This is a genomic window from Staphylococcus sp. 11-B-312, from assembly GCF_016743055.1.
In the GTDB taxonomy this organism is placed as follows: domain Bacteria; phylum Bacillota; class Bacilli; order Staphylococcales; family Staphylococcaceae; genus Staphylococcus; species Staphylococcus ureilyticus.
The window spans coordinates 1215244-1228576 of sequence record NZ_CP068241.1 but is presented as its reverse complement, the minus strand read 5'-3'; the positions used below and the strand labels follow the sequence as shown (position 1 = coordinate 1228576).

13 protein-coding genes, 1 riboswitch and 1 other annotated feature are annotated in these 13333 nt (G+C 32.9%); all 13 genes read right to left on the bottom strand.

What is annotated here, in order from left to right:
- Positions 1-78: 78 nt before the first annotated feature.
- Positions 79-1005 carry a hypothetical protein gene (locus JG554_RS05840; protein ID WP_046207662.1) on the bottom strand — a complete coding sequence of 309 codons (927 nt, stop codon included), beginning with the start codon at positions 1003-1005 and terminating at the stop codon, positions 79-81.
- A 12-nt stretch (positions 1006-1017) separates the two neighbouring features.
- Positions 1018-1629, bottom strand: coding sequence for an NUDIX domain-containing protein (locus tag JG554_RS05835; RefSeq protein WP_070039338.1), 612 nt, complete (start codon positions 1627-1629; stop codon positions 1018-1020).
- Between the two features lie 246 nt (positions 1630-1875).
- Entirely contained in the window at positions 1876-2232 is a 357-nt protein-coding gene (rplT, locus tag JG554_RS05830) for a 50S ribosomal protein L20 (RefSeq protein ID WP_019468478.1), read from the bottom strand.
- A 66-nt stretch (positions 2233-2298) separates the two neighbouring features.
- Complete coding sequence (gene rpmI / locus JG554_RS05825; protein WP_019468477.1) at positions 2299-2499, bottom strand: 50S ribosomal protein L35; 201 nt, start codon at positions 2497-2499, stop codon at positions 2299-2301.
- 28 nt (positions 2500-2527) lie between these two features.
- Positions 2528-3055 (bottom strand): translation initiation factor IF-3, encoded by a 528-nt coding sequence (infC, locus tag JG554_RS05820; protein WP_203265388.1) that lies wholly within the window; start codon positions 3053-3055, stop codon positions 2528-2530.
- Between the two features lie 23 nt (positions 3056-3078).
- Positions 3079-3207: a sequence feature (ribosomal protein L20 leader region), on the bottom strand.
- Between the two features lie 58 nt (positions 3208-3265).
- Positions 3266-4759, bottom strand: a complete 1494-nt coding sequence (locus JG554_RS05815) for an amino acid permease (protein WP_046207664.1) — start codon at positions 4757-4759, stop codon at positions 3266-3268.
- Between the two features lie 208 nt (positions 4760-4967).
- A riboswitch (Lysine riboswitch) is annotated at positions 4968-5141 on the bottom strand.
- Positions 5142-5200: 59 nt separating this feature from the next.
- Positions 5201-7138, bottom strand: a complete 1938-nt coding sequence (thrS, locus tag JG554_RS05810) for a threonine--tRNA ligase (protein ID WP_064208857.1) — start codon at positions 7136-7138, stop codon at positions 5201-5203.
- 340 nt (positions 7139-7478) lie between these two features.
- Positions 7479-8402, bottom strand: coding sequence for a primosomal protein DnaI (gene dnaI / locus JG554_RS05805; RefSeq protein ID WP_046207666.1), 924 nt, complete (start codon positions 8400-8402; stop codon positions 7479-7481).
- Positions 8403-8405: 3 nt separating this feature from the next.
- Entirely contained in the window at positions 8406-9797 is a 1392-nt protein-coding gene (locus tag JG554_RS05800) for a replicative helicase loading/DNA remodeling protein DnaB (RefSeq protein ID WP_203265387.1), read from the bottom strand.
- A complete protein-coding gene (gene nrdR, locus JG554_RS05795; protein ID WP_046207668.1) occupies positions 9798-10268 on the bottom strand; it encodes a transcriptional regulator NrdR in 471 nt (156 codons plus the stop codon). It lies immediately after the preceding gene.
- Positions 10269-10529: 261 nt separating this feature from the next.
- On the bottom strand, positions 10530-11555 hold the full coding sequence (gene gap, locus JG554_RS05790) for a type I glyceraldehyde-3-phosphate dehydrogenase (RefSeq protein WP_046206880.1): 1026 nt from the start codon (positions 11553-11555) through the stop codon (positions 10530-10532).
- Between the two features lie 253 nt (positions 11556-11808).
- Positions 11809-12435, bottom strand: coding sequence for a dephospho-CoA kinase (coaE, locus tag JG554_RS05785; RefSeq protein ID WP_046206879.1), 627 nt, complete (start codon positions 12433-12435; stop codon positions 11809-11811).
- 15 nt (positions 12436-12450) lie between these two features.
- Complete coding sequence (gene mutM, locus JG554_RS05780; protein WP_046206978.1) at positions 12451-13323, bottom strand: bifunctional DNA-formamidopyrimidine glycosylase/DNA-(apurinic or apyrimidinic site) lyase; 873 nt, start codon at positions 13321-13323, stop codon at positions 12451-12453.
- Positions 13324-13333: the final 10 nt, after the last annotated feature.

Here is a 13333-nt window from a genome sequence, read left to right as displayed (position 1 = left end):
AAGTTGAAATTTATTATAATTTTATATTACCTCTTAACTCCATTACCCATTTTTCATATGAGTTAATGATAAAACTACTTATTTTTCTTTATCTAACGACTCAATGAATGCAAGCACATGATTCGTTTCATCGATACTTTCTAAACCTAACATTGATTTGAAATAATTTGTATAACCTTCTATCCAAGTTTCCTTTGTTGCAATGAGTTCAACATTTAATGGATAAAGTAAAATGGCATGATTATTCAGCATATGAAGCGCTTCTTCTACAAGTTGTTGTGCTGCACCATCTTCAAGTTGCTTCAGAACGTTAGGTATAACTTCAGTTTTAAATAAAGTTTGTTCTAGCCCTTCAAGATTCTGTGGAATCACATTGATTTCATATCCATATTTATGAATAGAAATCGTTTGGTCATTTTTTGCAAAACGCAAGTATTCCAACATAATAGTTACGACATTCGGTGCGAGTTTCAGCTCATTCAACAAATGAATCACTGTATCTTGATAACGATATTGACTATGATCTATGAGCGTCAGCATAATGTTAACTTGTTCTTTAAGTGTTAATGTATCAAAACTTTGTAGCATTTGAGCTGCATGTTCATTATGTTTATCAATTTGGCTTAAAGCAAATTCCTTGATTGGAAATAATTCCATTCTAGTCTTATGATCATTGACTTCATCTATGATTTGATTAATAATTTCAACAACTTCAAAATATTGTCCTAAGCCATTTAAACTTTTAACATAATAAATCATTAAATCATCATAATTAGATATACCTTGTTTTAATAGAATGATTGCTTCTTCACGTAGCTCTAAATAATGTTCCATTTTAAAAAGCATCGCACATTTTAATAAAGCCATTTGTTCATCAAGTTCGAACTGAGCTTCTAATGACTCAAACAACTGATAAGCTTGTGCTAAATTATTTTCATTAAAAGCTTGTTTAATTTCTCTAATCAACTTTTCTTTTGATCTCGGAAATGGAATGATATCAGACATTAATCAACACCTCTATTGTATTGCCTGTAAAATGAGCGCACTCCATGTTTCAAAGTCATCATAATTGTCTATCTTGTTATAGTTGACCCATTTAATTTTTAAAGTGTCGGTCTCTTTTGCTTCTACATCATTACTGTTAACATTAATCTTAAATACAACACCTAAATGTACTTCACCAACTTCATTTGTATCATCATTGATAAAGCCTATGTATGCTAAATTTTGTGATTTACTTTCAGAAAGGCCTACTTCTTCATTTAATTCTCTCTGAGCGTTCACTCTAAGCACTTCATTAATAGATTCAGCACCTTTAACGTCATTCATATGGCCACCAACACCGATCGAAGACTGACCATGCAAACGTGTTTCTCCGCCACCTGAGAGTCGTTCATAAACTAATATTTCATCGTGCTCATTTTCTAAAATGCAATACGAAATAAGTTGTTTATAACTTGGATCTTCTTCCATATCACCACGTCGTTTAATTTCATAATTCGATAGTGTTTCAAAAATGTCTTGTCCCTTGTTCGAATTTTTATCTAAAAATCCATTAAACTGATTATTTTCATTATCAAATAAAATTTTTCTTGGTACTACCGTAATCATTTCGTCAAATTTAGACATTAGTTTCTCCTTCATATGTGACTTCCTTGTCATTTTATCAAAACATTCACGTATCTCAAAACAATACTAATAGCAAAACGCTTACTCGCAGGTAAATTATTAATCATCTAATATTTCAACCTTTGAATCTAAATCATTAACCTTATAAAGGTATTAACACAAGCATATCTATCATAAAGTATTTACGCAGTGCCAATACCACATAAAAGCCTGAGACAATATGGTGTCCCAGGCTTTATTTGAAAATTATTTTAAAGCTTCTTTAGCTTTTGCTACTAATTCACCAAAAGCTTTGTCATCTGAAATCGCGATTTCAGAAAGCATTTTACGGTTTACGTCGATATCAGCTTTTTTCAAACCATTCATTAATCTTGAATAACTCATGTCATGTTGACGTGCTGCAGCATTAATACGTGTAATCCATAATTTACGGAAGTCACGTTTTCTTTGACGACGGTCACGGAAAGCATATTGACCTGATTTCATAACTTGTTGTTTTGCAACTTTATATAATGTGCGTTTTGCACCAAAGTAACCTTTAGCTAATTTAATCGTCTTTTTACGACGCGCTCTTGTTACTGTTCCACCTTTTACTCGTGGCATAATAAATTCCTCCTTAAAATGTGTACATTCTTAAATTTTTCGCTGTTTCTCAGGCTATCTCGTCAATTATTTTTTATAAGATAATAATTGTTTTACACGTTTCATGTCTGATTTGTGCACTAATGAAGCTTTACGTAATTTACGTTTTTGTTTAGTTGTTTTATTTGCAAACATATGTGAAGTGAAAGCTCTTGAACGTTTTAATTGACCTGAAGCAGTTCTTTTAACACGTTTAGCAGCTCCACGGTGGGTTTTCATTTTAGGCATGATTCATTTCCTCCTGTATTATCTAATATTATTTTTCGTTTATTGGGTTAAGCATAATGAACATTTGACGACCGTCCATTTTAGGTCTTTGCCCAATAGTTGCGATATCTTTACATTCTTCAGCGAATTTTTCTAAAACTCGTTGACCAATTTCTTTATGCGTAATCGCACGTCCTCTGAAACGAATAGAAACTTTACATTTATCGCCTTTTTCTAAGAACTTACGTCCATTTTTCAATTTAGTTTGGAAATCATGTTCCTCAATTGTTGGACTTAAGCGAATTTCTTTAAGGTTGATTGTTTTTTGTTTCTTCTTCATTTCTTTTTCTTTTTTCTGTTGTTCGAATTTGTATTTACCGTAATCCATAATCCTTGCAACAGGTGGTTTAGCGTTTGGAGCCATTAAGACTACATCTAAACCTACTCTTTCAGCCATTTCTAGGGCTTCGGATTTTGATTTAACACCAATTTGTTCTCCGTCTTGCCCTATCAAACGTAATTCTTTTGCGCGAATCGTTTCGTTAACTTGAGTCTGATCTTTTGCTATGGTTGACACCTCCAAGATTTTTACGAAATTATCCCAAGCAAAAAGAGCGAGTATATAATATACCCGCTCTTCTCTACACATGATATTTTCATGTATATATAGACCTGCCAACTGCATTTAGCGTCGCTACAGGTGAGAAGCGGGAGCTTCTACTTGGTTCGTTTCGTATTCAACATTACCTATCTTAGCAACTATCTTCAAATAAGTCAACAGTTTATTTTAATTATGTTTAATTTCGTCCATATCTATGTCTTGTCGTAAGTTCACTTTCTCTAATGGTACCATTTTCGTTTTATAACGTAATTTATGATAAATAAAGAATGCTAGAAATACTGGAATACCCATATATGTGATAATAAATCGGTTCAGGTTAAAGTCACCTGTTTTGATAAAATCTACGTCTTGTCCAATAATGACTAACACACATAGGACACCAGCAAAGATTGGGCCAAATGGGAATAGTTTAGCTTTGTATTTTAATTTAGATTTATCATAATTTTGCTTGTCAAATGCTTTTCTGAATCTATAATGACTGACTGCGATACCTACCCAAGCGATAAAACCAGTCATACCACTTGCAGCAACAATATATTCGTAAGCATCACCACTCAAATGTTGCAATACAAAGATGCCCACGACAATCACAGCTGTCGTAATTAACGATACATACGGTACGCCGTTTCTATTTGTTTTACCAAAAACTGGATATGCTAATTTGTCTTTACTCATGGAGTATAGCATTCTAGTCGATGCATACATTCCAGAATTACCAGCAGATAATACCGATGTTAAGATAACGGCATTCATAAATGATGCTGCAAATGCTAATCCAGCATTTTTAAATACAAGTGTAAATGGTGAGGTAGCAATATCATCGCCACCACCCATTAAAGAAGGACTATCATACGGTATTAACATACCAATTACAAAAATTGCTAATATATAGAAAATCAATATTCTCCAAAATACTTGTTTAATTGCTTTAGGTACTGCTCGTTCTGGATTTTCAGATTCACCAGCTGTAATACCGATTAATTCAGTACCTTGGAATGAGAAGCCTGCAACTAAGAATACACCAAGAATTGTCAGTAGACTACCACCTAAGCCGTCACCAAGAATTGGGCCACCGCCTTTAGAAAATGTGTCAAAACCTACGAATTCTCCACCCATAATTCCAAGTATAGTAAGTAGACCGATGGCAATAAAAATGATAACTGTAACAACTTTAATTAATGCAAACCAGTATTCACTTTCACCATAAACTCTAACAGACAAAGCGTTTAGTCCAAATATAATAATTAGGAACAAACAGCTCCAACTCCAAGCTGGTATACCTGAAAGAGGTGTCCAATATTGAATCACTTGTGCAGCAATCGTAACATCTGCAGCAACTGTAATAACCCAGTTGAACCAATAATTCCATCCCAATGCAAATCCAAGTGATGGATCAACAAAACGCGTAGCATAAGTACTAAATGAACCAGAAACAGGTAAATAAGTAGCCATTTCTCCTAAAGATGTCATAAGGAAAAATACCATTGCTCCAATAATTGCATATGCAAGTAATGCACCCAAGGCACCTGCATCATGAATTGCACCACCAGAAGTCATAAATAAACCAGTACCAATACAACCACCAATAGCTATCATGGATATATGACGATCTTTTAGCCCTCTTTTAACTCCATTATTTTGATTTACTTCTTTTGCCATAGATGCTCCCTTTCCTTTAAACTTAGAGGCCAACTTACTATGCGATTATAATTATACTTTTATAGTTATTAATAACCTTTACATCGGAATATACATGTTATTTAACCAATTTGCTATAAATTTCCCATTTTAGTATGAATAATAATCTTAAACCTAAATAAAATGGTTACATACCTATTAGATATGCAACCATTTTAGTCATAGCATTTATATAGGTAGCACATCACATATGTGACAGTCCAGTCTCTTTCGAAAACTGACCCAACCAATAGTGAAAAATGGTCACTTTTGATTTCGGCATTTTTACCTTTCACAAATCCTACATACGCTCCAAATAGCTTACAGATTGTTACTGATTAAAAACGCAACCTCTAACTCAATTTTTTTATTTTTTTATTTCACTAAGATTCAATATACATGATTTCAACATTACTTTCAAGGTTATCTTTGTTTTTTAAGTCTGATTTCATCTACCAAATCCCAAATAAATGATTCTTTTTCAACCGTTTCTTGATCTTGCGAACCATATTTTCTAACATTCACTTCATTATTTTCCATCTCTTTATCCCCAACGACAAGTTGATAAGGGATTTTTTGCATTTGTGCTTCTCTGATTTTGTAACCCATTTTTTCATTTCGATCATCTATTTCGACTCTTATACCTTGTGATTTAAGTTCGTCTTGTAAATGTCGAGCATAATCATAATGCAAGTCAACGTTTACTGGAATAATTTCAACTTGTTTTGGTGCTAACCACGTAGGGAAAGCTCCTTTAGTTTCTTCTGTTAAAAATGCAACAAAGCGCTCCATTGTCGAAACAACACCACGATGGATGACTACAGGTCTGTGTTGCTCACCGTCTTTTCCTATATATGACAATTCAAATTTTTCAGGTAGTAAGAAGTCTAATTGAGCCGTAGATAACGTTTCTTCTTTACCCATAGCTGTTTGTACTTGAACATCTAACTTAGGACCATAAAAGGCTGCTTCCCCAATGGCTTCTTCGTATGCTAAACCTAGTTCATCTACCGCTTCTTTCAACATGCTCTCTGCTTTATTCCACATTTCATCATCATCAAAGTACTTTTCTTTATCCTCAGGATCTCTGTAACTCAAGCGGAATTTATAATTTTCAAATCCAAAGTCTTCATAAACATCGACAATTAAATTAACAACGCGTTTGAATTCTTCTTTTATTTGATCTGGTCTTACAAAAATATGTGCATCATTTAAAGTCATTCCTCTAACACGTTGTAATCCAGAAACAGCACCACTTGCTTCATAACGATGCATTGTACCTAATTCCGCAATGCGAATTGGTAATTCACGATATGAATGTGGTTTATTCGCATAAATCATCATATGGTGAGGGCAATTCATAGGTCTTAACACCATTTCTTCATTTTCATCTAATTTCATAGTTGGGAACATGTCCTCTTGATAATGATCCCAGTGTCCTGATGTTTTATATAAATCTACATTTGCCATCACTGGTGTATACACGTGATCATAACCCATGCTTACTTCTTTATCTACAATATATCGTTCAATTTCGCGACGAATTGTTGCACCGTTCGGTAACCACAATGGTAAACCTGCACCTACTAATTGATTGTTTGAGAATAGTTCTAATTCTTTACCAATTTTACGGTGATCGCGTTCTTTGCGTTCTTCTAGCATTTTAAGATGTGCCTTTAAGTCTTTTTTATCAAAGAAAGCAGTACCATATATACGTTGAAGCATTTTATTATCACTATCTCCACGCCAATATGCGCCTGCAGTTGATAAAAGTTTAAACTCTTTAATTTTTGAAGTTGATGGTACATGAACACCACGACATAAATCAGTGAATTCACCCTGCGAATACAAAGTAACATTTTCATCTTCTGGAATAGCATCTATTAGTTCTAGTTTATACGGATCATCAGCAAAAAATGTTTTCGCTTCATCTCTCGATACTACTTTTCGTTCTATAGGATAGTTTTCATTGACGATTTGTTTCATTGTTTTTTCTATTTTTTCAAAATCATCAGATGACACGCTTTCAGACATATCAAAATCATAATAAAATCCACCATCAACGACTGGACCCACACCAAATTTCACATCTCCATATAAACGCTTTAAAGCTTGTGCCATTAAATGTGCAGTAGAGTGACGCAAAACTTCTAATGCTTCATCACTACCAGGTGTAACTATTTCAATTTCACCATCTGTTTCGATTGGTCTTGTTAAATCAATCATTTGTCCATTTAACTTTCCCGCTACAGCTTTTTTTCTTAAACCAGGACTGATTGAGTGTGCAATCTCTTCTGTAGTAGTTCCTTTTTCAAATGCTTTCGCATTACCATCTGGAAAAGTAATATTTATTTGATCCATTTAAATTCCTCCTATTTATACTTGCCTTAAATCATCACGAAATAGTCATATTACAAACGTAAAACAAAAAGACCCCATCCCTAAAAGGGACGAGGTCTTCGCGGTACCACCCTAATTAAAGTAATTTTTATAATGATAAAAATACTTTACTCTACATAAGTTAACGGTCTTGAGCCGGATGTTGATTAGAACATCTATCATGAAGTAGTAACAGATAATGATACTTACCAAATTCTCATCACACATTGGTTCTCTGTGAAGTATGAAATTATCTATCATGTCTTCATTTTATTTCGCTTGATTTAGATTTAATTATATTATACAACATTTTTTTAATAATTCAATCGTTACGATAATTTTTGCCTTCCAAAAAATATGGTGTTGCTAACGATTTAATTCTTTCCATTATTCTAGCTGCTTTTGTTTTTTCAGTACCATTGCGCGTAACAGAAAGATGATATTCTAATTCTTCAAAGCTTAGGTTAGAGCTAAAAAACGTTGGTAATTCGTGAACCATTCTATAATGAAGTAATGGGCCAATTACTTCATCTCTTGCCCAAGGTGTAATCTCTTCAGCACCAATATCATCTAACATTAACACATGTGATTCACGTACTTTCGCTAACCTTGATTCGAAACTGCCATCTTTAAATCCACCTTTTAAAGTGCGAATAAATTCTGGTAGATATACAATCGTAGAAGGTACTTTTTCAACTTTTAATTCATTGGCAATCGCACCTAATATAAATGATTTTCCAGTTCCAAAAGGACCATGTATATATAAACCTTTGACTTGGGGCGCTTTTTCTACTATTTTTTCACAAATATCGGTTGCTGCCATTGCAACATCTATACGATCTCTTTTGTCCATATAAATATCGCTTAATTTCGCATTTAATGTATCTCGTTGCATATGATGTGAAGCAATTAAATGGGCATCAAATTTTTCTTCGTCATGTTTGATTTTACATGGACAAGGTAGGTAACGAATTTTTATGTGCTGATTTTCTACATATAATTCAGGCACATGACCCTTAACAAAGTTCGGACAATCTTTAAAGGCATGGCCATCATAATGTTTTTCTTGATCTTTGTATTCTTGTAAAATATTCAAATCTTCATCAATCATTGCATTAGTTACTTCTGATTGATGTGTCTCTAAAAACATTTTGACATCTGGATCATTGATAACATCTTTTTTTATCTTTTCAATTCGCTGACTTAAATCCTTAGAGTCACCCATAATATGATTGAAAGACTTCATATATTATTCCTCCTCTCGCTTACTATTCAATCGTTTTAACAACGCTTCACGGTCTCTTTTTAACGCTTTATCTTCATCTGGATTATTAAGTTCTTCTAAACTTTGATTTTTCGTTTCTTTACTATCTCGTTCTTCTAGCCATTTAGGTGTCATTTCCCTAGAAACGAGTTGTTTAGGTTTATAACTACCATTTTTAGTTTGATTTGACTGTTTGGATGTAGGTTGGTTCACCTTTTTAGCATAATGATACGCTTCTTCTGCAGTTTTGATACCCTTTTTTTTCCAATTTGATGCAATCTCAAAGATATAAGTTTTAGGAAGTTTCATGTCTTCTTTTAACATTACAAATTGTAAAAGTATATTAATTACACCAAATGGTAGTTGTTCTCTTTCAACTAATTCTTCGACCATATACTTTTGCTGCGTCGTCGGTTCAGATTCTGACCACGAAGCAAGCATATCGATGGGGCTAGTTTCGTCTAATTGTTTTAACCAATGATTTGAATCATCTTCTGTTATATTATTTTTTTCCGTGCTGACACCATCTATATAATTTGATTTTTTAGCCTTTAATTTTGGAAGCTGTTGCTCATGTTCTATGAGGTAATACGTTCTAGCATGTTTACGCATTTCTTCAAAAGAGAGCTCTTGTGCACTAGTGATTGATTTTAAAATAATGCGTTTCATTGCTTCTGGTGTTAAACCATATAAAGTCGCAATCTGTGTGATCAATGCTTTAGCTTCACTATCAATTATTTTAGTGCTAATAAAATGATTTTGTAATAAATCATAAAGTGCTTCAAAATCAAAATTTACATTAGATAAATCTGCACCACCATAAGTTTCTTCACTTTCAATCATCTGTGTATCTTCAGTCAGTGCTTTGTTAGGCACTTTAAACACATCAATGAATGTGCGCGTCACATCTTTGTACTGACTTAAGTCAATGGTCATTTGATCCTCGAAATGTGATTTCAGTTGCAAGTAGCGTTGCTTACTTACTTGACTATATAAATATACAGATAACATAGGATCATTAAAAAATTGCTCTGCTGATGGTGGTTGTACAAGCTTATATACAAAAGAAGAGTGTTGTTTAGAATGATGCGCAAAAGATTTTAATAATCCAATGCCTTCTAACAAATCCATTTCCTTTCTGAATTCAAGTAAGTTTATTTTTAATTCATTCATAATAATATAATGTGTCAACACAACATCTTGTTCAAATTCTACGAACTGATTCAAATAATGATACAAACCAATAGCATTTGAGCCAATCATTGGCGTAAATAATCTATTAAGTATTTCTAAATGTTTATGATTTAAATAAAAATGACGCAACACGTGGAAATCATCTTGTGGTCTTAAACCATAATCATAGGACTGTAATCCCATTTAAGAATCACTCCGTTTGTTTTCTGCTAAAATTCCTTGCATTGATTGTAATAGTTGATCAACATCTTTAAATTCTTTATAAACAGATGCAAATCGCACATAAGAAACTTGATCCACATGCATCAATAAATTCATGACGTGTTCCCCTATTTCTCTTGAAGAAATTTCGGCACGTCCTTCATCTCTTAATTTCCATTCTACATTATTAGTAATATCTTCTAATTGTTGATAACGCACAGGTCTTTTTTCACATGAGCGCACCAAACCATTGAGTATTTTTTCAGGTAAAAATTGTTCACGTGTGCCATCTTTTTTGACAACGATTAACGGTCTTTTTTCAATATGTTCAAACGTAGTAAACCTTGTGCCACATTGTTCACATTCTCTTCTACGTCTGATCGCATTAACTTCATCAGCATGTCGTGAATCTACAACGCGAGAGTGCGTTGAACTACATTTCGGGCATTTCATCGAATTACCACCCTCTCAATTTGATTACCATTCATTATACTATAAATCGTTATGCCACAAAAGAATCGTATTACACAATAACGCTATTTATTTATAATAAATACATTTAATCCTTCATATTTAAAATAAAACCTCTCTTTAAAGTGAAAATGCACATTCACTTTAAAGAGAGGTAAAGATATAAGTTAACAATAAATTAATTTTCTTGGATACGCAATTACAAAGCAGTAACCACATTAAATATTTACAGTAATTAGGCTATTAATTAACAACAGTTGATACATTATTTTTTAATAATTGACCAATTTCTTCGGCAACATCAACAACTCTATTTGAATAACCCCATTCATTATCATACCAAGCTATAACTTTCACTTTATTTTCACCCATAATCATTGTACTTTGTGTATCAATAATGGCTGAATGTGGATTTGTGTTAAAGTCCATAGATACAAGCGGTGCATCTTCAGTCGCAATCACATCTTCTAATGTGTTATTTCTGAAAGCTTCATTAACTTGTTCTACTGTGACGTTAGTATCTAAATCAACCACTAAATCAACTAATGATACATTTTTAGTCGGCACTCTTAAAGCCATGCCATGTAGTTTGCCTTCTAGTTCAGGTAAAACTTCTTTAAGTGCTTTAGCCGCTCCAGTCGAAGTAGGAATAATACTTTCATTACATGAACGCGCACGTCTTAAGTCTTTATGTGGATTATCAATATTATTTTGATCATTAGTAATAGCATGCACTGTTGTCATTAAACCATTTTGAATACCGAATTGGTCATTAAGTACTTTTGCCACAGGCCCAATGCAATTCGTTGTACAAGAAGCATTACTAAAGATATCATATTTTTCAATGTCTAATTGATCATTATTCACACCTTTAACAATCATTTGTACATCTCCACCTTTAGATGGTCCTGTTAACAACACTTTTTTAGCACCAGCCGAAATATGAGCGACTGCTTTATCACCGTGATTAAATTTACCAGTAGCTTCAATTACAATATCTACATCAAGTTCGCCCCATGGTAAATTTTCTGGATTTCTGTCAGCAACAAGTTTTATTTCGCGGTCATCGACTTTTATACCATTCTCAATAGGTTCTACCTTTAAATCGAAATTACCATGTGTTGTATCATAATTGATTAGGTGAGCAATTGTTTCTGGTGGATAGCTAGCATTAATCGCGACTACATTCATATTTTCATTTTTTAGCGCTATTCTTAATACCATTCTACCTATTCTACCCATTCCATTAATTGCAATATTTGTCGTCATTCGAAGCACCCCTCGTTTTAGTGTTATACTTTATGGAATTAGTATAACATAAATCGACGAATGCGAAAGCGTTTTCTTAAAGAAAAATTTAAAAAACTTAAAATAATTAAAATTGTAGTTTTCTAAACGATTAATTTTAGAAAAATCTTTATCCTTATTATTATTGATATACAAAAAATCCCTCCAAAGTTTTCATTTGTTAAATGTCCACTTTGAAGGAATCAAATAAGTATGATTTTAAAAACATTGTTATTTAAATTTCTTGCGAATGACCTGTTTCACTTTCGATATAACCTTCATCAGTTAATAATTGTTCTAAGTTTTGTTTTAAATCTAATTTAGAATCTCGATTATCGATAACATGGTCTGCCATTCTGCGTTTTTTATCTATGGATATTTGACTATAAACACGTGCCTTTGCATCCTCCATAGAAATATCATTACGTTGCATTAATCTATCAATTTGGATACTTTCAGAAGTATAGACAAGCCATACTTCATCGACTGTATCTTGTAGTTCATTTTCATAAAGTAATGGGATATCCATTATTACATTATATCCATCTTTTAGAAATGCTTCTTTTTCTTGTTCCATAATGGTTCTAACAATTGGATGTACGATTTCATTTAATTCTAATCTTTTTTCTGGATAGTTGAAAATAATATCTCCTACATATTCTCGGTTCATATTACCATCTTCATCGATTGCTTCTTCTCCGAATGTTGAACGCACCTGCTCTAGTCCTTCAGAACCTTTTTCAACAGCTTTACGAGATGCAATATCTGCATCAACAATTTTAAAACCATGTGCTGTTAACAATTCTGAAACAGTTGATTTTCCTGATGCGATACCACCAGTTAATCCAATAACTTTAGGCATAATTTCACTCTTCCTTCATTTTTGACATACAGGACAGAAATGACTATTACGTGTTGCAATGATTTGTGTCTCAATATCATTTCCGCACACTTTACATGTCTTTTGTTTATATACATTTAAATGTTGTTGCATCGTACCTGTACTTCCATCTGCATGGAGATAATCTGAAATACTGGTACCTCCATATTTAATACCCGCTTCTAACACTTCTCGAACATAATAAAATAACATTTCTTTTTCTTGATAATTTAAATCTTTAGATATACGTGCTGGATGGATACCTGCTCTATATAATGCTTCACAGGCATAGATATTACCACAACCTGAAACTACTCTATGGTCTAATATCATTTGTTTGATTGGTTTATTTTGATATAATTTTTTATCAAACCATGACATAAAATGTGGTAATGCTTCTTTCTCAAAAGGTTCCGGTGCGATTTTTAAAAATGATGGATATCCTTCAAATGAAGCAACATTTCTAATCTCACCAAATCTCCGAATATCTGAGTAAACTAAGAGTTTGTCATTATCTAATTTAAAAATAACATGCCAATGTTTACGATAATTGGGAGCACTGATATCTTCTAAATGATCTACGACAAAAAAACCACCTGCCATACCTAAATGGCTAATAATTATTCTTTGTGTCGAACTATTTTCAATATAAAAAACAATATATTTGCTACGTCTTTCAATATTATGAATCGTGTAGCCTTTAGTATAATGTTTAAATGTATCTAAAGATAACCCTTTAATAATCGTTTCTTTATTATTATTTTTTCCTTCTATCACTTTATCAGAGAACATAATATCCTCAATTTTTTGCCCTTTTACAAAAGGCCTTATCCCTCTTGTAACATGTTCAACTTCAGGTAGTTCAGGCACCATATTCCCC

What these genes read in the sequence shown, in the direction of transcription:
- nrdR (WP_046207668.1), bottom strand. Translation starts at nt 10,268, where the DNA reads ATGAAATGCCCGAAATGTAGTTCAACGCACTCTCGCGTTGTAGATTCA.
- rpmI (WP_019468477.1), bottom strand. Translation starts at nt 2,499, where the DNA reads ATGCCTAAAATGAAAACCCACCGTGGAGCTGCTAAACGTGTTAAAAGA.
- JG554_RS05815 (WP_046207664.1), bottom strand. Translation starts at nt 4,759, where the DNA reads ATGGCAAAAGAAGTAAATCAAAATAATGGAGTTAAAAGAGGGCTAAAA.
- dnaI (WP_046207666.1), bottom strand. Translation starts at nt 8,402, where the DNA reads ATGAAGTCTTTCAATCATATTATGGGTGACTCTAAGGATTTAAGTCAG.
- JG554_RS05835 (WP_070039338.1), bottom strand. Translation starts at nt 1,629, where the DNA reads ATGTCTAAATTTGACGAAATGATTACGGTAGTACCAAGAAAAATTTTA.
- JG554_RS05840 (WP_046207662.1), bottom strand. Translation starts at nt 1,005, where the DNA reads ATGTCTGATATCATTCCATTTCCGAGATCAAAAGAAAAGTTGATTAGA.
- coaE (WP_046206879.1), bottom strand. Translation starts at nt 12,435, where the DNA reads ATGCCTAAAGTTATTGGATTAACTGGTGGTATCGCATCAGGAAAATCA.
- thrS (WP_064208857.1), bottom strand. Translation starts at nt 7,138, where the DNA reads ATGGATCAAATAAATATTACTTTTCCAGATGGTAATGCGAAAGCATTT.
- rplT (WP_019468478.1), bottom strand. Translation starts at nt 2,232, where the DNA reads ATGCCACGAGTAAAAGGTGGAACAGTAACAAGAGCGCGTCGTAAAAAG.
- JG554_RS05800 (WP_203265387.1), bottom strand. Translation starts at nt 9,797, where the DNA reads ATGGGATTACAGTCCTATGATTATGGTTTAAGACCACAAGATGATTTC.
- gap (WP_046206880.1), bottom strand. Translation starts at nt 11,555, where the DNA reads ATGACGACAAATATTGCAATTAATGGAATGGGTAGAATAGGTAGAATG.